Source organism: Corynebacterium tuberculostearicum (assembly GCF_022347385.1).
In the GTDB taxonomy this organism is placed as follows: domain Bacteria; phylum Actinomycetota; class Actinomycetes; order Mycobacteriales; family Mycobacteriaceae; genus Corynebacterium; species Corynebacterium tuberculostearicum_M.
In genome coordinates this window covers 95,469-115,188 of sequence record NZ_JAKRDT010000002.1, presented here as the reverse complement: position 1 = coordinate 115,188, position 19,720 = coordinate 95,469, and the positions used below count along the sequence as shown (strand labels likewise).

Here is a 19,720-nt window from a genome sequence, read left to right as displayed (position 1 = left end):
CCTGCTTGTTTGTCCAATGAAGGTGAATAGGAAGCTTATCTTCAATCGATATTGCACCGCTGGGCCTAGGCTCCCAGAGTCGCCGAAACTCATCTACCGACGAGAACTCTTGAAAGTCCAGGTTTTTGACCGCTCGGCGAGCCATACGCACGTCATTCCTTCTGCGCTGTTCAGCGCTCTTCCACCATTACATCTTGAGACTAGCTTTGTTTTGCCCGCGAAATTCCAAACAGAAATCCACCTGGCATCAGCAAAATATTATCCCAGTTCCGGTCGGTACTTCTCTAGCAATGCTTCCAAATCCTCAAACAATGCTGGGCCGTACTTCGGGTGGCGAAGGCCAAACTCGACACTAGCTGGAATGAAGCCAGCAGGATTGCCTAGATCATGGCGGATGCCATCATGAACCACGACGTGGACGGGATGCCCCTCCGAAATGAGGAGATCGATGGCGTCAGTAAGCTGCAGCTCCCCACCCTTGCCAGGCTCAATCCTGCGCAATGCATCAAAAATGGCGCGATCCAGCAGATAGCGTCCTGTAGCGACCAAATTCGACGGCGCGTCCTCGACCGCAGGCTTCTCCACCATACCCACGACTTTCTTAACCCGGTCATCTTCGGTGTGCTCGATATCGAACACGCCATAACTTGATACGTGCGCAGGGTCCACTTCCACTGCCAAGAGCACCGACCCGCCGTGCTCTTTGCGCACCCGAATCATCTCACTCATCGCGGCAGTGGGTTCAATAACGTCGTCAGGGAGCATGACCGCAAAGCAGTCTTCATCATCATCCAGAACAGACTCGGCCAAACCTACAGCGTGTCCTAGCCCTAAAGGCTTCTCCTGGGTCACTGCGACTGGATGAATAATCTCGGCAGCGCGCTGCACTTTCGCCGCCTGCTCGTCCTTGCCGCGTTCACGCAAAATCTCAACAAGTTCAGGGAACTCATCAAAATGGCGCATGACCTCGTCTTTGCTCGGCGACGTCACAATCGCCAGCCTCGACGCGCCCGCCGCAGCAGCTTCTTCAGCAATCATCTCGATACCAGGCGTGTCAACCACCGGAAGAAGTTCCTTTGGAACTGTCTTCGTGGCAGGCAGGAAACGGGTGCCCATGCCAGCTGCGGGGACTACGACGGTGTGGACGGAGTTAAGAGAATTCGACATGTTTCTAGGGTAACTTCTTACACGAGATGGACTAGTTAGACCCTGCTGATCTTATATAACCAAGGGCGTATTCTAGTAATAATCCTTTTCAAGGATTTTCGAGAGTCCCCGAACGAACACAGAAAGGTCACTGTTGTCCCCACAGCTCTTCACGACGAACCCAATCGTGCTTCCCCACAATTCTGACATCCGCCGTCATCCACCGAGAAAGCTAGAAGACCAACAACCTGATTATTACAGCAAATTCGACTTCAACACTATATTCTCAGATGCATTCAAAACCGATTCAAAACTGATTGCAATAGGCCCCCCGTTTTTGAATTTGCTCCCTACACTGAAGAGTGCTTCTTTTTTCCTTAACTCGGCGCAGGTTCCCAAGGAAGCTATAGAATTCCATGAACAAAACCGCTGCAGCAGATTGGAAATAGACTTAGCTAAACTCTCATTTCCCGTCGTACCTGAGCACTTCACCATTCGTTGCCCACATTTCAATTTGTCGTGCACGGTAGGTTCTTCCCATTTTGATGTATTTCGGGATAAAAACGTGCTAGTCACGTTAAGCCGGGACAATGACCTTGAAGTGATCCGAAAATGGATTGAGCTTCATGTTTCTGCCAATAAGATCGACGCTGTAATTTTTGTGGACAACAAATCGTCTCAATACTCTAAGGAAGAACTTCTTGATACACTTTCTGGCATTGAAGGACTCGACGTTTCATATTTAATTGACTGGCCCCACTTGTACGGACCAACTGGAGGTCCCAACCAAAAGTGGGACTCGGACTTCGGTCAACATCAAGTTTGGGAATGGACTCGACGTAGGTTTCTAGAAAAGGCGCGAACTGTCACCGTTTCAGATGTCGATGAACTTCCACTTACTGAAAGTGGAGCCCCAGTTGGCGAAGTTGCTTTAAAAACCGAATCAGGGGTTTTCGCTTATCCGATGCGTTCCGTAGTTCCGCGGTTAATCCCCAATGCCGAAGTACGGGACGTCCGACTATTCTCCGACTTCAACTATTTCCAGCCGGGCTCTACTGGCTCGAATAAATATACCTATGTTCCTTCAAAGCTAGGAGATTCTCAGCAACTCCTAGTACATCGTGTTGACGGAACTGTTCCAGAGACGCCTGAGCCTACTTTTGCTCGTCATTTCATTGGTCTACACCGCAACTGGCGAAATGGAACCTTTGCCTACACAGCAGAGTCGTTGAGTACCGGTAAAGGGTCGAATTGCGTTGATACTGCACTTGCCCGTGTTTTGAATCAAAATCCCGAATCACTCGGTTAGAGCAAATTCAAACTATCTTTTCGAGGTTGCTACCGCTTAATATTTGTTTACAGGTCATAGCAACCTCGAAATGACAGATTCAAAATGTAACAAGCTTACTCCAGAAGAAGTTAGCATCTTACTCGCACTGCAAGGCCGATAGCATCATTCCGTTTACTATATTTTGGCTATTGCTTTGTTTGATGACAGCTCGGGCTACGGAAACCGCTCGGTCATAGGCCGAAGAAGAGGCCAACTCTTTAAGGTCCCCCGAAACTGAGGTCGGCGTAAATCTAAAGACACCGTGGTCGCCGAAATTGCTCCAAATACCCGCTCGCAGGTTCTTTCCGGTCTGGATACCCACGGTTGCACGGGCGCCAGTACCAAGGCAAAGGGAGCCAGAGGCAAGCGCTCGCATGCCGGCCATTCCTGCAGTGACGGTGAGGAATGCTTTATTCATCATCTGCGGGACATCCTGTGGAAGTACCCAACCGTGCATGACGTGTGAGACATTTTTCAGCTCGCGGGAGAGCATTCGATATCGTCGATCGAAATAGTCACGAAGAGGGCCATCACCACAAACATCAATCTGCCATTTAATGTCCGGGTACAGCTCGCTTAGAGCACGGACTGCTTCCTCTACCGAATCGATCTGCGGTGTCTTGTCTTTAGAAAGACGGGAAGCAGTCACGATATGGCCTACGCCATCCTTGAGCTTTTCATCGTGGCTCAGAAGAGGTAATTCAAATACTTCATCTGGAGCTGCATTGGGAAGATTTGAAACCTTCCACGGTGCCACGCGCCCAAATCTTTGAACGAAATGCACTAGAGAAGGGCTTGCCGCGACGAAAGCATCTACTTGGTCGGACCACTCGTACATAAAATCATGGTAGGCACCATGAATCATGACGACGTGCTCCTTTTGGGCAATCTCGTTAGCTACGAGTCCGAATTGTCGTGCCGCCGGGGCGTGGGAGAAAATCAGATCAAAATTTCCTTCCTCCCCTACTTGCTGCGCGACCGTCTTCCAACCCTTTTTCCAGTTGACAACCTTAAATGAGGCGCCTGTTGCTTCCGCGCGCTCTTTGAACACAACGCCGCTGCCGACAAAAGTAACCTCATGGCCTTGCTTCACCAACGCAGAGGCTGCATCAACGGTCCACTCGTGAACGCCGCCCCACTCGGCGACAGTTCGAACCGGCATCAAAATCTTACGCTTGGACATCGTTTAGCATTCCTTCCAAGATCTCGCTGCTTACTACAGTGAGCTGTATCCCGATTGCAGCGCAAAGCTCAGCTAGTTCTTTCTTGCTCTGTTCACCTTCGCCTATGCTGTCCTCCACGACAAGGGAAGAAGACCTCCAGTCGCCTGCTAGTAGCAGTCCCAGCGCAACGTTGAACCTAAGTTCACTACTGTGCCGACTGTCCGCGAACACCGACTGATTGACTGCAAATTCGACTCGATCTAGAGAAAAGAGCTTTCCAGTCCATTTTGCGCTGTCTCGAGTTTGAATAAGTACGTTTCGGCCTTTGCCTTCTGGTTGAGCAGGTGTTGCCTCACTACGGTAGTCCGCAAGGATCAGCTGTGTATGATCCTCAGGTTCTGCTTGCTTCAGGGGATTCACGTTGAGGTGCGGAGAGTACTCGCCAAAGAGGCGTCGGAAAGTGCGATCTAGCTCTAGGGAAGCCTCGGGCGACGAAATAAAATGTCCATTGTCGAGCGCTCCAAAAAGGAGACTACCTGCTAGCAATGCATTCAACGGTTGCACGTTCATCAAAGTGATATCTGCACGAAGCTCCCGTGGAAAGCTCAAGACATCTGTAGCATCATCAGCTTCTTGACGAAGGCAGAATTTGCCGTTGAGTTGATTCTCGTAATCGAATTTCACCGCTACATACCTGCCAATCCGGAATCATCAATGGAAGCAGCCACCGCTTCCAGCTCACGTGTTGCTTGGAAAGACGGGAGGAATTCCTTTGGATCCTCATTAAGCAGAAGAATTTCCGCTTCATTAAAGCGATCCGTAAATTCTCCGAGCGCTTGGACTGCTTCACAGGATGTTCCATAACCGACCAAATACATGGTCGTGCTAAAGCCGAATTCACCTGTGCCGATAACCCGCCTCAGCAGCTTCTGATTTTCATCTTGCAGCTCGTCCTCAGAAATCCATGCATCTTCATCGAGGTAAACGACCACATAGTGCAACTTATTGTCCAATTGCTTGGACTTCTCCGCCATATGGGCAAGGCGCCCCAACACGGCCTTGCGAACCCGAGCCGCTACTTCCCGTTGCATGATCTCGAAATCTTCTGGGGAAATTAACTTTTCGGCTTCATCTTCTTTAGACGGAACCATTGACGGCTTAACTACAAAATTCTTAACGCCTATTTCCCTCAGTTGAACCAAATCTTCCTGAGAGACATCTTCAAGCCTTGCCTCTTCGAAAAGAGACTTTCCGGTTTGCAAATCTCGTCCAGTAAGAATCGTAGTGACTCGGTCTGGCATATCAGCGGCACGGGACTTAGTCACCGTATTGCCGGTGAAGACAAGATCCCGTTTAACGAGGTGATCAGGAAGGTAACCGCCGAAATTGGCATGCAGGTTACCCGTGCCCGGGGTCGAGGGATATTTATTACCTTTACCCAGAGCCGCCATCTGTTCATATCCACGCCGAGAGGTTAGGAACCGATTGGCCAGTTTTGAAAGGGTATGACCGGCCTTCTGGTTATCCGTATCTTGTGCGGTAATTTGAAGATCGTGCACACGACGCAAATACATAAACTTCTGGACGTGAAGCCAGCGCACGCCAGAGTTCATTAAACGAGAAGCGAGCTCATGGTCTACCGATGAGGTCAGCCGCTCATCATAGCCGAATTGCTTGATCAGCCATGTTGGAACCGTCCACGTGCTATGCCCCGGACCGGCGCCATTAAAAGCAATCATCTTCTCGTTAAATCCGGTGCGGGTAAGAAATCCACGCAGTTCACCAGTAGCGTCGTCAAAATTTATCCAACTGCCATACGTGGCATCTACCGTGTCGCTCAACGGAGCGATGCCATCTAACAACCTATCTGGGAGCATTAGATCGTCATCATCATGGACTGCCGTTAACAAGCAGTCGGAGTGCTGTGCCGCTGTATTCCTAGCGGCGGCAACTCCTAGGCTTCCTGCATGAGCGACGAACTTGATTCGAGGGTCCCCCAGTTCCTCTACCAAATTCTTCACATTGTCCTGATCTTCAGAGCCATCATCGACAACCACAATTTCAAATTCTTGAAAGCTCTGGTACCGAACCGAATTGATGCTTTCTACTAGCATCTCCTGTCGGTCCTTGGTCGCGATAGCCACTGTAATAAGTGGCTTTCTAAGTTCCCTTGGCACTGACCACTCTTCGAGATTCCGGTAAAGAGTATGGTTTGCCAGCGCTATGCTTTTGGCCTGTGCTTCTGACACTGAGTCTTCTCGAAGCTCATCCCGTGGCACGATCGTTGCAATGTCTTGAGCCGGCTTTTCAAAGTCAAAGCCACCCCGCTTTTGGCGAAGAAAGAAATCGAAGCCCAAGGCATCACAGAACTGCTCATTTTCATCATAGCCACGCATTTCCAAGAAATGCTTCCTCTGAATGAGGAACGCCTGGCCTAGTCGCTCGCTAGAAAATGGAAGAGCCGAAGCGAGTTCGGGGCCAACTTGTTCGGAATTGCGATTCGCTACATAGCGGCTAATAGGTCTGATACCTCGCTCACTACGAAGCTGATACCAAGTAGTTTCTGCGCCAGTCGGTATCCTCAACCAAAATGGCTTTTCCAAGAATAGAAGTGTTTCTTCTGCAGCCTCCGCGGCAATCAAGTTAAGGCGTTGGGCTACGTTATATTCCTCAACTGGTTGCCAAACCGTGAAAAACTCGTCCCGAAGTGCGAATAGCTCATCCAATTCCTCTTCATTATCTATCGAGCCGGCTGCAGGAAGCGAAAGCTTACATTCCGCTATTCCTGGGATCCCACGCAAGTGCTCAATGAAAGGACGCCACAATTTCCTTTCGGAGGGCAGAGAATTTAGTACTACCGATACGCTCATTAGTCCTTAATCCTTTTGGTCCAGGTCAAACCAAGTTCATCGTCTTTCACAGTTACCAGTAGCGAATCCTGAACTCTCCGGGCCAACTCCTTATCCTTCTTCTTCCAAGGGGAGATCTCTACTACTGCGGAACGTGCTGGAGCATTTAACATGATTGGCTTTATTACTTCCGACTGTTTACCGGGTTCGCCAGACTTCAAGTAGCGAAAACTGCCGCCTAGCTTTGGAGACCAAGATGCGCTGACTTCTTCTGGTTCCAACCGCTTGCCTTCAGAATCGAAGAAAGCAAAAGTAGCAACGAAGTCTCGGTATTGATACTCAAAAGGTGTTGCTAGAGCCAGCGAGAACTCCTTAAACTCACTGGGGAAAATGACATTTGGCCGATTTTGCATAGGGAAAAGTATATCCTTTTAGAAAGTAAGTCGCTGACTAAGGAAGCGGAGGGAAAGCTGCTAGGAAAGGCACTAGTGTGGGTCTAGCAGCGCCGTGCCCGGAAATACGAAACGGTTTCAGCCAGCCCCTGCTCAAGCTCAAAGTCTGGTTTCCAACCTAACTCCGCACCCGCCAAGCTCGAGTCTAATGATGACCTGGGGAGGTCACCTAGGCGAGCTGGAAGCATCGTTGGTTCAGCCGCCACGCCTACTTCGGCAGCAATGAGTTGATGCAAGGCTAGGTCAGACGTTTCACGACCCGTGCCAATGTTGTACCGCGTACCGTCAACTCCTTGTTGGGCTGCAAGGATAAAAGCCCGTGCGACGTCCTTTACAAAGACGTAATCCCTAGTATTGTCTCCTTTACCAAAAGCGAAAGTTTCTGCGCCTTCCAAGAGCTTTTGGGAAAAAATAGCTACTACTCCAGCTTCTCCATGTGGATCTTGCCTTGGTCCGTACACATTTGCAGGTGCTATGAATGCCGTTTCAAGGCCATAGAGATAGCTAAAAGACTTTAGATAGAGTTCACCGGCTACTTTGGAGACCGCATAAGGAGACTTTGGGTCTACTGGGGTCTTTTCAGAAACGGGGAAGGAATCAGGTTCACCGTAGATAGCCCCTCCCGATGAGGTATGCACAATTCGACGCACGCCGCAGTCCTTCGCGGCCGTTGCCATTCTAATTACGGCGGAAATATTAGAATCCGCGTCTGTGAGTGGTTCTGCGACCGACTTCCTCACATCAATTTGTGCTGCCAGCGAAAAGATCACTTCAGGCTTGTGTTCTTTGAACAAAGCAGGAAAGTCGACCGTCCGAATATCGTCCTCAACGACTACAACCTTTCCCGACGCCTGCGCGTCTACCAGGTTTTCCATGCGGCCATGGGAAAAGTTGTCTAACACGACGACCTCATGCCCATTTTCCACAAGCAAATCCACGAGATGCGAGCCGATAAAGCCCGCGCCGCCGGTCACCAAGGTCTTCATAAACAACTTCCTTTCCTTCACAGGCTACTTTACGGTAAGCGTCAGGGATACAAGTATGCGGGGTATCCTTGCAGCATTTTGCCTCCCCCTGCTGTTGGGTTGAGGGCCCACATTAGGTGGGTTGGTAGGTAATTGCAGTACCTGGGCGGCACTAATCAACGCGCATGAATTTTGTAATCAAGTTGTTTACGCTGCTTACCCTTTTCGGATTCAAATTCCGAAATGATTCGAATGTTCCATTCACCCACGTTGAAATTTCCAATTAACGCAAAATCTCCAGAAGCAGCATCAAGTTTCACGCTAGCCATTTCACGGTAAATTCCGGTCTTGCCGGTGACGTGCAGAGAAACCGCCGCTCCATTATTCGTTAAGCCAGTAAATCTGATGCGTCCTGCCTTCACCTTTGCTTTGTGCATGGGCTGATACACATAAAGAAACGGAACAGTCGGATCAAAAATGGAGGAATTAGTCTTTACGATTTCCCGCTTCAGCTGCTTCATTGAAGTCTTGAGCTGTTCCATCTTCCACAGCTCACCCTGAGCTCGGCGCCATGTCAGGCCGATAGTTGCGGGCATGGAAGCTTGAAGTTCCACCCACTCTCGCAAAGCTTCGAGGTCGATGCCGAATCGCTCCACATCTGCTGCAGAAATCTTTCTCCAGGCATCAATGCCGCCTACTCGCTTCTCATACGAACCGTCAGCTTGTTTATGGTAGGTGTACAGAAACTGTGGGCTTCCAACATCAGATGCGACTGACCTATATCCAAGGCGCTTTGCGACCGAGAGCCACTTGACATGATTCTGGAACATGACCTTGTCAAGTTCGGTCAGTTTCCCATAAAAGACTGTATTGCACGGATGCGATGCATAGGTCAGATTACCTACTTCTTGGTCCGGAGCATTCAGCGCAAATCCCTTGGCCATAGAAATTACGGCAGGCTGGTCAGGTTCCTTTGCAATCTCATTAAAAACGTTGTCAAAGAAATCGGCAGCGATTGCGTCATCATCGTCAATTCGAAGTACTGCGACCCTTTTTGACGGCGGCACCAAGGCTTTCGCAGCGTTCATGATCGCATCTCTAGTTTGAGAGTTACTTTCCACGAAGACAAATCGGACAAAGTCCTGAGCTCCGTCGGAAACGATAGAATGCAATTCCTCATAAACTTGGGTAGGGATTGCACTATCTAGAACAATGTACCAATGGAAATTCCGCCCCCTGAAGCGAGACAAACTTGGTACCGTAATCGCTTTCAATAATTGCAGACGAGCTGCCCACCATTTCTTATCAAAGACACCGATTCCGCACCGTGTTACGGCAACGATTGGAGTTTCCTGGACAGACAAACTTTCCTCCACAAGGTGACGAGGTCGTGAGCATTTACTAAATGGCTGATTGACAGCAAGGCGGGGCAAAGCTGAACGAGCCCGACTCCGCAATAATGACTTAGTCTACTTCAGTCTTCCGTAGCCGTCACTCTGGTATGTTGAATCTGTAACTTTCACCTCGGTTAACCGTTTCAACGGCTAAAGGCACTTGTTTATGAACCAAACTCCTTTCACTAACGACGATGTCGCGAAACGAGCTCTCGAAGTCATCAATTCACTCTCGACTGAGCTGTCGACAACTTACAAAGACTTAGCCGCGGAAGCCGACCGCAGCGGCAAGCTTCTCGACGCCATTGAGAAACAGCAGAAAGAGATTTCATTCCTCAAACAACGCGTTGAGACGCTCGAGAGCACAAAGGCACTAAAGCTTCAACGCCGCTACTGGAAGTTAAAAGAAGGACTCCCCCTCGGGAAGGGAAAGAATGCGTAAAGAAGAGATTCAAGCTGAGCACAAGCGCCTACGAAAGGTAAAGAAAAAAGCTGACGCCGGCCAGGTCCGTGCCGAGAGCTTTGGCAAGTCCAGCCAAACTCCGATGTTTCGCAATTACCTGACGGGTGTAGGCCCGCTGGTCAAACCGATTATTAAGCGCAACGACTACCTTCGTGAATTTTCAAAATTCGAAGAAGATAACGCTGCGGCTATGCAGAAGCTCCTTGTGGAAGCAGAAGAGCTGCCAAAAGCCACCGCACAAAAATGGAACACCAAGCGAGAAGTAAAGATCGGAATCATCGCCGATCGCTTTCTCTATGAGTCACTTGAAGTGGCTGCTGATTTCATCCCAATCACACCCGAGAACTTTCGCGAAGCCATTCCTCAGACTGACGTCCTCTTAGTCGTATCTGCTTGGCGCGGACTGAATGAAGAGTGGGTTAATCTACCGCGCAGGACCTCCGGAAAGCGAGAGCTCTTAGAAAAGACAATCATCCCTTTCGCGAAGGATCAAGGAATACCTGTGGTCTTCTATTCCAAAGAAGACCCACCGAACTATGAGTCCTTTGTAAGCATGGCCCGTCTTGCAGATCACGTTTTCACTTCTGCCGAAGAGGTTATTCCCAAGTACAGGAAAGATATTCCAGATGATATTCCTGTTGAACCATTGCGGTTCGGAGTCAATTACAAAATCCACAACCCGCTAGGCTCCATGCGCCATTTGGGACGTGAGATGGTTTTCGCCGGATCATGGATGAGCCACAAGTATCCTTCTCGTGCCGCAAGTACTGAGAAGATGTTTGACGGAGCACTTCGCGCAGGACTTCCTTTGTATGTTGTCGACAGGAACCTGGATCTTGATCCAAAGTCTTTTAAGAATTTGGAAAAGTACATGTTCCCCGACCGCTTTGTAGCTAATCTTCACCGGCCGCTACCCCACGATCAGCTTCTCCGTCTGCAGAAGCTTCTGCCTCTGGCATTCAATCTAAATTCTGTTATGGGTAGCCAGACGATGTTCGCGAACCGAGTCGTGGAACTTCTCGCAATGGGAACGCTGCTGATTTCAAACTACAGCGCGGGCGTCAATACTCGTTATCCTTCGGTAGCCATAATGGATACCGAGCTCGACACGCAACAGTTCCTCGAAACCCTGAGCGATGACTACCTCAGGTACTGCCAGGTCGAGGGAATTCGTGAAGTTTTCCTTCATGACACTGCCTTCGACAGGGTTGACAAGATCTTAAATTCCGTAGGCATCAGCACCCCCACGGACGACCACCGGATTCTCGTTGTTGCAGACAGCCAAGCCGAATTCGAGCAATTCCAACAGTCGCAAGCATCTGATTTTGAGTGCACTTACGTCCCCCCAAGCGAGGCCTCGAATACTAAGGGTTCCGAGCACGGTGACCTAGTCATCTTCGCCAATCGCCTCGTGACTTTCGGCCCTGACATCATTAATGATGCCGTAGCTGCATATCGTTACTCAGCACCGGACGCGCTTTACATCACGGCTTTCGACTCAGAAGCCGAAGCTTACGAGCCTACGACCCACGACAATGGCATCTCAAAACCAGCTACTGCTTACTGGATCAACGCCGGAGAAATGGTGGACGATGCCACTGTTGAAACGTCAATGACCATCAAGTCAAGTTTCACCAGCAACAATGGAGCAAAGGAGACTCACCAGGAGGCCGAGCTTTCAGTAATTGTTCCCGCCTACAATAATGGCAAACACTTAATCCATAAATGTTGCCAATCCATTTTCCGAAGCAGCATTAACAAGCTAGCGAAGGTAATTATTGTCGACGACGGCTCCACAGACCCCAAAACGCAGGCTACTTTGAGCCTTTTGGAAAAGACGAAGCCTAACGTTGAGGTATTCAAGTTCCCTCCTGGAGGCTCAGGCAGTGCCTCGCGTCCTCGAAACAAAGGACTGGAGCTAACCCAAACTCCTTACGTGACGTATCTCGACCCAGACAACGAACAGGTTAATGACACCTATATTAGGTTGCTGGACCGAGTAAAAGACACCGGCGCTGACTTTGCTATTGGAAACATGGTTCGTTTTAAAGGAAAGCGTAACCGCATCAATAATTCCAAAGAACTCAAAAAGGCAATTGCGAAGAGCGCTGCTCTAGACGGAAATAACGCCGATCTCCTTGAGAAGCTCGGCTTCAAGCCGATGAGTATCCAGGCCCTTGTAGCCGATACTGCTTGGTTGAAGTCCCTCAACCTTGAACAGCCAGTGGGCGCAGTTGGGCAAGATTCTTACTTCTTCCAACAAATGCTGTACTACGCAAGGAAGGTTTCCATCACCAGTCGTGCAGCACATATCTACTATGCCGAAATTTCTACATCTACGGTTAATGCAATTTCGCCGAAGTATTACAGGAAATACCTCCCTCTAGAAGAGGATAGAGCCAAGTGGTTAGAGGAGGTTGGTCTGCTTCGTGCATACCAGGAGGATCGCTTCACCCAGTTCCTTGAGCATTGGTATGTAAAGAAGCTGGAGAACGTTGATCCCGATGACCTCGATGAATGCATTGACCTCATCGAGGAGATTAATGGCATCTACGGATTATCGGAGGATTCGAACCCTGAAATCCGACGAATCATGGATAAGGCCCGCGCGCTGAAGCAGTAACTAGACCGATCTGGCTGCGCCACCCGTACATTGTGTGTGGCGCAGCCAGATTTACTAATTTCCTCTTTCAACTCGATGAACCAGACTTTTCAACGAACATTTTCTACAGAGCCAAGCCACAACTTCTCGTCCGTCTCCGACTTCTTGTCTAATTGGAATTTCGCCAAAGACACCGGAGATATCGAAGTGGAAATGGAAAATGGAAATCCACTTCGAATGCGGTGGAGTTTTAGAGATTCCTCGCAGACTCTGGTTCGGTTCTTGCCGGCACCAGCCGGATATTTCAAGCTACCTGGCTGGCAAGATGATTCCACTTTTCCGAGGCTTAAGTGCAACGTCTTGCTTTTATCGGACCCTACCCTTTTGGCAGACGCCGGTCTCAGCCATACCTGGTTTGAATCCACGGAATTTTGCCCGAACCTTGAATCAAGCATCAATTCAATTCTGAGCCGTATAGAGGAAGAAAGCGAGCTCCTGACTTTTGGAGAGCTCTCCAGTGGTTTCGCCGCGATAAGATACGGAGCGTTCAACAATTCTCGCATCATAGCTATAGAGCCCAGTCTTACGCGTCACCAACTCCAAGGCTGGGACGACTATGTAGATTCACTCAACCCTAAAGAGTCAGATTTAGACTGTGCCGCAGCGGTACTTCCAGAAAGCTACTCACAGCGCTTGTGGGTGTTTACAAACCGCAGTGATTTTGAGTACAAGAAGGCGATGCTGGCTCCATTTTTGGAGACTACCCCGTTGAGCGTCGATCTGAAACATGTGTCCTTCGCTGTTCAGCCCTCAGACAGGCTACTCACCAATAGCTCACTTGAAAGAATTGTCAAAGAATTAGTCTTCGCGGACCAGCAAGACTCCCCCTCAGGAAGCGCACTCCAAGTTGAACTCTCCAACTCTAGAACGAAGCCATCCTTTGCGCGAGCTAGGTTACCAAGAAGAAAAATGGAAGTTCTTTTTGATGAAAATTTTTCTTTTACTAACCAGCTGAAAACCTGCACCGTGAAGCTGCGCTCGACCAAGGCCCTGAACCACAAGGACTTAGTACTTCTCTTTGACCTCCATTCAACTCACGAGAAACTCGAGCCCAATGATGTTTCGCTTGGTTGGTCACCGAGCTTAGGCTCCTTTTTCCACTACGTGGAAAGCCTTGCCCCCAATCAAGCCACCGCGGTTTCAGACTTGAGCCTTCCACCGTCGGTAACCGGTTTTCGCCTACGCTTGGCAAGGTGGGATATATCGGACGACCAGGAAATTGAAATTGATCTAGAAGCTGGTTTCAATTTTCAGACGACACCCTCTTAGGACATGCGCTGGCTGCTCTTCAAAATCGCCTACTTACCGGTCGAAGGGGTTCTTCTTTCGGGCAAAATTCCGGATTTCCTTGTCGAGCTCTTGGTACAGCCCCTTTTCATAATGAAACGGGGCGCTACCCCATTTATGCTCTGGGTCACTGATCGTATTAGCTAAGCGCACAATCCTAATACCAAGAGTTTCAAGGTGGGCCAGGTAATTTGAAAAGACATCGTTGTAGAACTCAATAGATTTTCCAGCAACCTTCTTATTCTTTTTACCGTGAGTATCTCTTACGGCCCACTCTGGGGCTAACACCAAGAGTCGTTCCTTGAGTTCCAGTTCCTGCAGAATCGCGACGAACATCGTAGCTGCTGCACACCACCGTGCGTAATGCTCTTCTGAACCAAAAGCAATGAATCTCGCGTCTTCTAGGACCGGCGCTACTCCTTCGACGCGTTTAAGCTCTGCACTGTTAGTAACGACCGTCCCGTCACTAAATTGCCAGACACCAGAACGCTCTATGTTTAGGTCCCACAGGATCACATCCACACCGCGCATTTTCCTGAGCTCTTGTAGAAGCGCGCCGGATGCATCTAAGTCCACCATCTTCTTCTGAAATGCACTAGGGAGGGATAACTCCGGTAAGTTAACGCGCGCATCTGTCCCCACAGAGAGCAAAGAGTTTCTCGCAACATATTTCGCAAGACTATAAGCATGGGGGTCGGCGAACGCCACGGTGTCGCGGCTCACACAGCCCCCATATACAAAAACTCTCCACGCCTCTTTAGACAGGTCAAAAGCCTCTGCCGAATCTTGCATACCGTCCAGCATATAACACTGACACAGACCTATAGCTTTACGGCGCATGGCTTTGCTATGCACTGTTTGCCTTAACTCGTACTATGGTAAGGAAAGTTGTTTTGGTCAGGAGTTCGTTACCGCATGATTAGACGCCGTTCTAGGAGCACACACGCCCAGTCCTCCAGCTCAGTAGATGTTCAAAGCTTAGTTCTGAGCAATGAACTGGAAAAGGGTAAAGAGTCAGCAATCTTGGTGTCTCGCGAACCCCTTGAGACTATTAACGCCCTCCCGCGCTTTTCAGATTACGTTTCCCAATTATGGAAGCTACGTCACTTTATATATTTCGACGCGCGCAGCAAAGCCTTTAAGTCGTCTCGCGATTTATTGCTCGGTAGAGCCTGGATTATCATTCAGCCGCTTATCGACGTCATGATTTATGCTTTCATTTTCGGTGTCATCCTCAAGACTTCAAGAGGAATCGATAACTTTCTTGGATACCTAACGATTGGCGTAATCTTCTTCGGCTTCATTACAACTGGCTTAAACAGCGGTACGAAACTCATTCAAAACAGTTACGGCCTTATATCCTCATTTTCTTTCCCGAAAGCCGCTCTTCCTATTGCCTTAGTAACTAAGCAGTTCATAGATAACCTTCCCCCTGCAATTATTTCAATTGCCCTATCTTTCGTTTTCCAGTGGCCTCAAGGCCCCACTTGGAGGATATTTTTCATTATCCCCCTTTATATTTTGGCCCACTTACTAATTTTGGGCGTCATCTTCATTGTCGCTCGGTTAACAGCCTTCATCCCGGACCTAAAAGCGCTGGTTGGCATTCTCAGTCGCGCACTGTTTTTCACCTCAGGCGTATTTTTCTCCATCGAAAGATTCAGCGGCAGTCCTACGGCGCAAAAGATAATGGAGAATAACCCAGGCTATATCTTCCTACAAACATGCAGGGACGTCACTATTTACAATAAGCTTCCTGATCTATCCTCCTGGATCCATTTGATTGCTTGGAGCTTTGGACTGCTTATCATTGGGTTTATATTCTTCTGGAAGGCTGAAGAAAGGTACGCGAGTGTCAAATAAGACCACAGTTGTTGCCAGAAAACTTGGCAAGTCTTATTTCGTTTCTAGGAACGGATCTAACGTAGGCCTTTTCCGAAGCCGGATGAGAGAGGTTCGCGCACTGGAGTCAGCATCGTTTGTTGCCCATTCGGGCGAATCCATCGGCATTCTTGGAAAAAATGGCTCGGGAAAATCAACCCTTATTCGCCTAATGGCGGGGTCGGAATCTCCCTCTCGAGGAGAGGTTTATGTCTCCGCCAAACCGACTATGTTGGGTGTGTCTGCGGCTCTCCAACGGCAAATGTCGGGTCGCGATAATACGAAGCTAGGTCTACTGGCTATGGGCCTTCAACCTGATGAAGTTAACGAGCTTATTCCTAGCGTAATTGAATGGGCGGACCTTGAAGACGCCATTGACAGACCGCTAAAGACCTACTCATCGGGTATGACAGCTCGCTTGAAATTTGCGATTGCCACGTCAGTCAAACGGGAGATTCTCCTTATTGATGAGGCACTATCAACTGGTGACTCAACATTCACTGCAAAGGCCAAGGAGCGAATGAACGACTTCTTGGACACAGCCGGAACCGTTTTCTTGGTCTCCCATGGTGCTACCACTATTCAGGAACATTGCTCACGGGCAATTTGGCTTCACGAGGGAGAAATGATTGCTGATGGGCCTGCTCAACAAGTTGCCAAATCTTACCGAGTCTGGGGCAACCGCGCCGCGACCGGGAAGGATGAAGAAGCAAACGCCATCATCGAAAAGATGCGAAGTAGATTCGAAGAGCCAAAGATAATCTTCGACGACGAAGCGGAGAAAGCCCTAAATAAGGGCTCCGCTCAGAAATCGAAATGATCTCTAAAAGTATTAAAAAGTACTACTTCGCTATTGGCTAAAAATTCTAGGTCTTTAGAGCCCCAAGTATGATTTGTTTTTCCTCGGACCTGTAGGAAATTAAATCGATCTGCAGAATAGATGCGCTTTCCGGCCTTAACAAGACTGGAAAGAAAGGCAGAATCTTCGCCATTTGTTCTATCTTCAAAACGGTGAGCTTCAAATGTAGAACGAGGTCCAAATAAGGTTGGGCCAGCGACGAAGTCAGTCCAACGATGTTCCTTTACCGAGTTTTTTAGCGCAATAATTGAGCTTTCCTCTAAGGACACGTACACAGCCTGCTTGCCAACAAGATCGGCCCCAGAGTATTTCAGAGAATAGTACTGGTCAAGGAGATAATGCCGGCCGTATTCATCATCATCATCCATTTTCGCAATGAAGTCCCCAGTGGAAAGCTCAACCAGGCGATTTAAACAATTCCCCAGGCTCTCGGCGGAGGAGACTTCCACCACTTTAAGATTTCGAACATTACTTTGCGCTTGCAGTTGAGGAAGATCGATTTCTTGTTCATCAAAACCGTGAAGCGCCAAGCACAGTTCAATTTCCACACCACATTGTCGCCCGACTTGTTCAAGCAAATGCCGAATTTGGTTGGGCCGGTTAGTGGAACTTATAACCGAAATCCGCGGCTTTTCAGTCTGCTCGTTAGCGAAACCAAGTGTCTTTTCAAGCACAAACTCAGCTCGCTTTTCATAAGTGTGCTGAGCCCAAATTTTCCGCTGCGCTTTATGAACTATTCGGTCACGCAGTTCTTTCGAATTCACTAGAGCCCGCAGCAGGTGTTGCGCCTCGACTCCATCGCTCACTGTTGGTAGCTCTTCTTTGTTGAAAAATTGATGTATCGCTGCGCTGGGGGTACTGACAACGACAGTTCCAGAAGCCAAAATTTCAAAGACTCTCCTAGAACACATCGAAGTGCTGTCCACAACCGAGTTAACGTTTAGGAATACCTTGTGTTGGCGGTATGCCGACACCATTTTCTTATAAGGCAGGCCGCCGACTACGTACTTATCAAAAGGCGCGGGGAACTGATAGCGCTCATCACCACCTGAATATCGCGAATAGATAGCCAATCCTGCTTGCATCCGCGGAGCCACAGCTGCGGCGGCGCCCAGGAGTAAGTCCATCTGCTCCCTGCGTTCTCGGAACTTGTGCTTAAAATACATACCCGCAAAAGCAATATCTCCGGGCTTTTCATCGCCGTTGAGCCGGATGGGATTATGCAGCTTTGGCTGGGCTGCGAATGGCAGGCAATAGATTCTGTCATGCCCTAATTCTTCGATGTATTCAGGAATCTTTTCTTCGGCGGTGGTAAAAACTACGTCGAAAAGCTTTGCGGTTGCCAAGAAATCGTGGAAATGAGGCGGATCCTCCTTATTCCAGAATGCCGTCGGAATCCCCACACGTTTGCATTCTCTAACGAGCTCTCCCAACTTTTCAGAGGGAGCGTTCTGTCCTGCGAGTTGATATTTCCATTTTCCACCGTTTCCGTTCCAAGAAGACTCTACGAAAAGAAGGTCAACTTTCGGCGAGTTCCCATCAGCCAGTTGTGACTCAAATTTTTCTGGGTCGAGGGGAATAGTGTGGAATTCTTCACTCCATACCTCGAGGGAAAAATCATCCATGATGACTCCAACTTTTACAGAGCCAAAGCGTCGGCTTTTAAAACTTGGAGGAAGTGGCTTTACATGTAGTGGATCGTGAGCATTCCTCAAAACCAGTTTATTACTTAACAGCCTGAATGCCTTCTGCCGAGTATTACGAATTCCGTTCGCTTTTGTATTTCGAACTGCTTTTGTAAGACCACTGCGAACAGTGGTCAAATAGTATTCAAAATTCATCTACTTACCTCCAGTCAGTTCGCTATACAACGCTTCTAGTTTCTTCACGTTATATTCCCAAGTTCTGGTTCGCAGCCACTGGTCAACTCGTTCTTGGTCTATCTCGACGTTGCCGTCAAGAATCATCTTTATCTTTCTTACAAAATCTTCCAATTGCTCGGGTGCAAAATAGACCGCAAATTCTCCAGTGACTTCATGAAGTGCTGGGAGATCTGATGCCAAGACTGGAATTCCTGCTCGCATGGCTTCTAGAGGTTTGATTGGAGTTACCCTCGCAGTAACTAGGCTAGATATTCGTGGTACAACAAAAACGTCAAGCGCACGATACCACTCACCTATCGATTCAGTTGGTTGCTTCCCAGCGAAAACTACCCTGTCGTGTACTCCCAATGATTTGGCGAGTGCTTCAAGCCGGCGTCGCTCTATTCCATCACCTACAAAAAGAGCATTAACTTCCACTGGCAGGTAGGGCAGTGCCCGTATAACGATAGATAAGCCCTCGTAATGCACAAGACTAGACACGGTCCCGATATATTTCTTGTTGTTATCGAGCAAAGATGAAACAAGCTTTTGGGCCGAATCAAGGCCTTCCGCGGCTTTACCGCCTTCAGGCAGACTATTCGGAATTACCCAAGCCAGACGTGGGTCAATTCCGTTTGAAACAGCATATTCTTTTGCCACCTCACTGAGAAAAATGGCACTGCCCGCTTTCCTCGCCGCTTCCATTTCTTTTTCGTGGGCATAGTTATAGTATCTGGACGCAGCAGCCACATTTCTCTCCGCAGCTTCAAACTGGCTTAGCCACGTGTTCTCCCGCTCTCCCCTCACTTCATAAACCCACGGAATCGAAAGCCGCTTCGCCACCTGAGATGCTACGTATGCATTTCTAAAATCAGTAGTTGTATGAATGACTCCGACCTGCTCTGACTCAGCAATTTTCGTCAATTCTCGAATTTCTTCTCGAGCACGAAGCTGACTGCTCGGAAAGAAAAACCGCGGAATGATCCGACGATAAGTAACACCGTCGAGAACATCTTCCCTAGACTTTGGGATGCGGCCCACGACTACAGGATAGCCAAGACGAGTAACGCAAATTATCTTTCTTGAGTTTGTTTTGTTATATGCCCTGAGCATCCCATGAGTCCGTACGGTGTAACCCGATTGTGTATAGGGCATCGAATTATTTGCAAAATACAGCACTGCCTTCCGCTCATCTTCGGAGCGCCGCATGCTTCGATGAATTTGTCCCGGCAATTCATAATTACGCGGTTCCTTGGTACTCCAAGAAGGCGCAGAAGTTTCTTTTCGGGAGATCCCCCAAAGACGAATCCCAAACCGCTGCTGTACCTTAACGCAGAATTCGACGGGATTTTCCCACAAGAGGCTGACGATGATTGACGGAAGGGAAAAGTAGGGACGAAGCCACAT

Annotated in this window: 16 protein-coding genes; 6 read left to right on the top strand and 10 right to left on the bottom strand. The window is 48.9% G+C overall.

Annotated elements, in window-relative coordinates; genetic code table 11:
- Positions 1-258: 258 nt before the first annotated feature.
- Positions 259-1,167 carry a UTP--glucose-1-phosphate uridylyltransferase gene (locus MHK00_RS01710; protein ID WP_250410164.1) on the bottom strand — a complete coding sequence of 303 codons (909 nt, stop codon included), beginning with the start codon at positions 1,165-1,167 and terminating at the stop codon, positions 259-261.
- 166 nt (positions 1,168-1,333) lie between these two features.
- Here MHK00_RS01710 and MHK00_RS01705 point away from each other — a divergent pair, with 166 nt between their 5' ends.
- Positions 1,334-2,455 (top strand): hypothetical protein, encoded by a 1,122-nt coding sequence (locus MHK00_RS01705; protein WP_250410163.1) that lies wholly within the window; start codon positions 1,334-1,336, stop codon positions 2,453-2,455.
- A 118-nt stretch (positions 2,456-2,573) separates the two neighbouring features.
- On the opposite strand, the gene MHK00_RS01700 is transcribed toward MHK00_RS01705, so the two are convergent.
- The 6 genes from MHK00_RS01700 to MHK00_RS01675 all read right to left on the bottom strand — a co-directional run bounded on the left by MHK00_RS01700 (position 2,574) and on the right by MHK00_RS01675 (position 9,269).
- Positions 2,574-3,659: a glycosyltransferase gene (locus tag MHK00_RS01700; RefSeq protein ID WP_250410162.1), complete on the bottom strand. Its 1,086-nt coding sequence runs from the start codon at positions 3,657-3,659 to the stop codon at positions 2,574-2,576.
- Complete coding sequence (locus tag MHK00_RS01695; RefSeq protein WP_250410161.1) at positions 3,646-4,323, bottom strand: hypothetical protein; 678 nt, start codon at positions 4,321-4,323, stop codon at positions 3,646-3,648. Before MHK00_RS01695 ends, MHK00_RS01700 begins: the two co-directional genes overlap by 14 nt.
- Positions 4,324-4,325: 2 nt before the next feature.
- Positions 4,326-6,509 (bottom strand): glycosyltransferase family 2 protein, encoded by a 2,184-nt coding sequence (locus MHK00_RS01690; RefSeq protein ID WP_250410160.1) that lies wholly within the window; start codon positions 6,507-6,509, stop codon positions 4,326-4,328.
- A complete protein-coding gene (locus tag MHK00_RS01685; protein WP_250410159.1) occupies positions 6,509-6,901 on the bottom strand; it encodes a hypothetical protein in 393 nt (130 codons plus the stop codon). The genes MHK00_RS01690 and MHK00_RS01685 overlap by 1 nt, the downstream gene beginning before the upstream one ends.
- An 83-nt stretch (positions 6,902-6,984) precedes the next feature.
- Positions 6,985-7,926 carry an NAD-dependent epimerase/dehydratase family protein gene (locus tag MHK00_RS01680; RefSeq protein ID WP_040425185.1) on the bottom strand — a complete coding sequence of 314 codons (942 nt, stop codon included), beginning with the start codon at positions 7,924-7,926 and terminating at the stop codon, positions 6,985-6,987.
- Positions 7,927-8,081: 155 nt separating this feature from the next.
- Positions 8,082-9,269 (bottom strand): glycosyltransferase, encoded by a 1,188-nt coding sequence (locus tag MHK00_RS01675; protein WP_250410158.1) that lies wholly within the window; start codon positions 9,267-9,269, stop codon positions 8,082-8,084.
- Positions 9,270-9,465: 196 nt separating this feature from the next.
- On the opposite strand from MHK00_RS01675, the gene MHK00_RS01670 reads away from it, so the two are divergent.
- From MHK00_RS01670 to MHK00_RS01660, 3 genes are read left to right on the top strand one after another with little or no spacing between them, the layout of a single operon-like run.
- Positions 9,466-9,741, top strand: coding sequence for a hypothetical protein (locus MHK00_RS01670; RefSeq protein WP_005324271.1), 276 nt, complete (start codon positions 9,466-9,468; stop codon positions 9,739-9,741).
- The gene (locus tag MHK00_RS01665; RefSeq protein WP_250410157.1) at positions 9,734-12,385 is read left to right on the top strand and encodes a glycosyltransferase family 2 protein; all 2,652 of its coding nucleotides are present in this window, start codon (positions 9,734-9,736) and stop codon (positions 12,383-12,385) included. Before MHK00_RS01670 ends, MHK00_RS01665 begins: the two co-directional genes overlap by 8 nt.
- Before the next feature lie 36 nt (positions 12,386-12,421).
- Entirely contained in the window at positions 12,422-13,693 is a 1,272-nt protein-coding gene (locus MHK00_RS01660; RefSeq protein ID WP_250410156.1) for a hypothetical protein, read from the top strand.
- A 33-nt stretch (positions 13,694-13,726) separates the two neighbouring features.
- Here MHK00_RS01660 and MHK00_RS01655 read toward each other — a convergent pair whose 3' ends face one another.
- Positions 13,727-14,503, bottom strand: coding sequence for a DUF6270 domain-containing protein (locus MHK00_RS01655; protein ID WP_250410155.1), 777 nt, complete (start codon positions 14,501-14,503; stop codon positions 13,727-13,729).
- A gap of 123 nt (positions 14,504-14,626) precedes the next feature.
- On the opposite strand from MHK00_RS01655, the gene MHK00_RS01650 reads away from it, so the two are divergent.
- Positions 14,627-15,574: an ABC transporter permease gene (locus MHK00_RS01650; protein WP_250410154.1), complete on the top strand. Its 948-nt coding sequence runs from the start codon at positions 14,627-14,629 to the stop codon at positions 15,572-15,574.
- A complete protein-coding gene (locus tag MHK00_RS01645; RefSeq protein WP_250410153.1) occupies positions 15,564-16,412 on the top strand; it encodes an ABC transporter ATP-binding protein in 849 nt (282 codons plus the stop codon). The genes MHK00_RS01650 and MHK00_RS01645 overlap by 11 nt, the downstream gene beginning before the upstream one ends.
- Here the strand turns inward: MHK00_RS01645 and MHK00_RS01640 are convergent.
- Both MHK00_RS01640 and MHK00_RS01635 read right to left on the bottom strand, forming a co-directional pair.
- Positions 16,397-18,292, bottom strand: coding sequence for a glycosyltransferase family protein (locus MHK00_RS01640; RefSeq protein WP_250410152.1), 1,896 nt, complete (start codon positions 18,290-18,292; stop codon positions 16,397-16,399). The two genes, MHK00_RS01645 and MHK00_RS01640, sit on opposite strands and share 16 nt — an antisense overlap.
- Entirely contained in the window at positions 18,293-19,720 is a 1,428-nt protein-coding gene (locus MHK00_RS01635) for a glycosyltransferase family 4 protein (RefSeq protein WP_250410151.1), read from the bottom strand.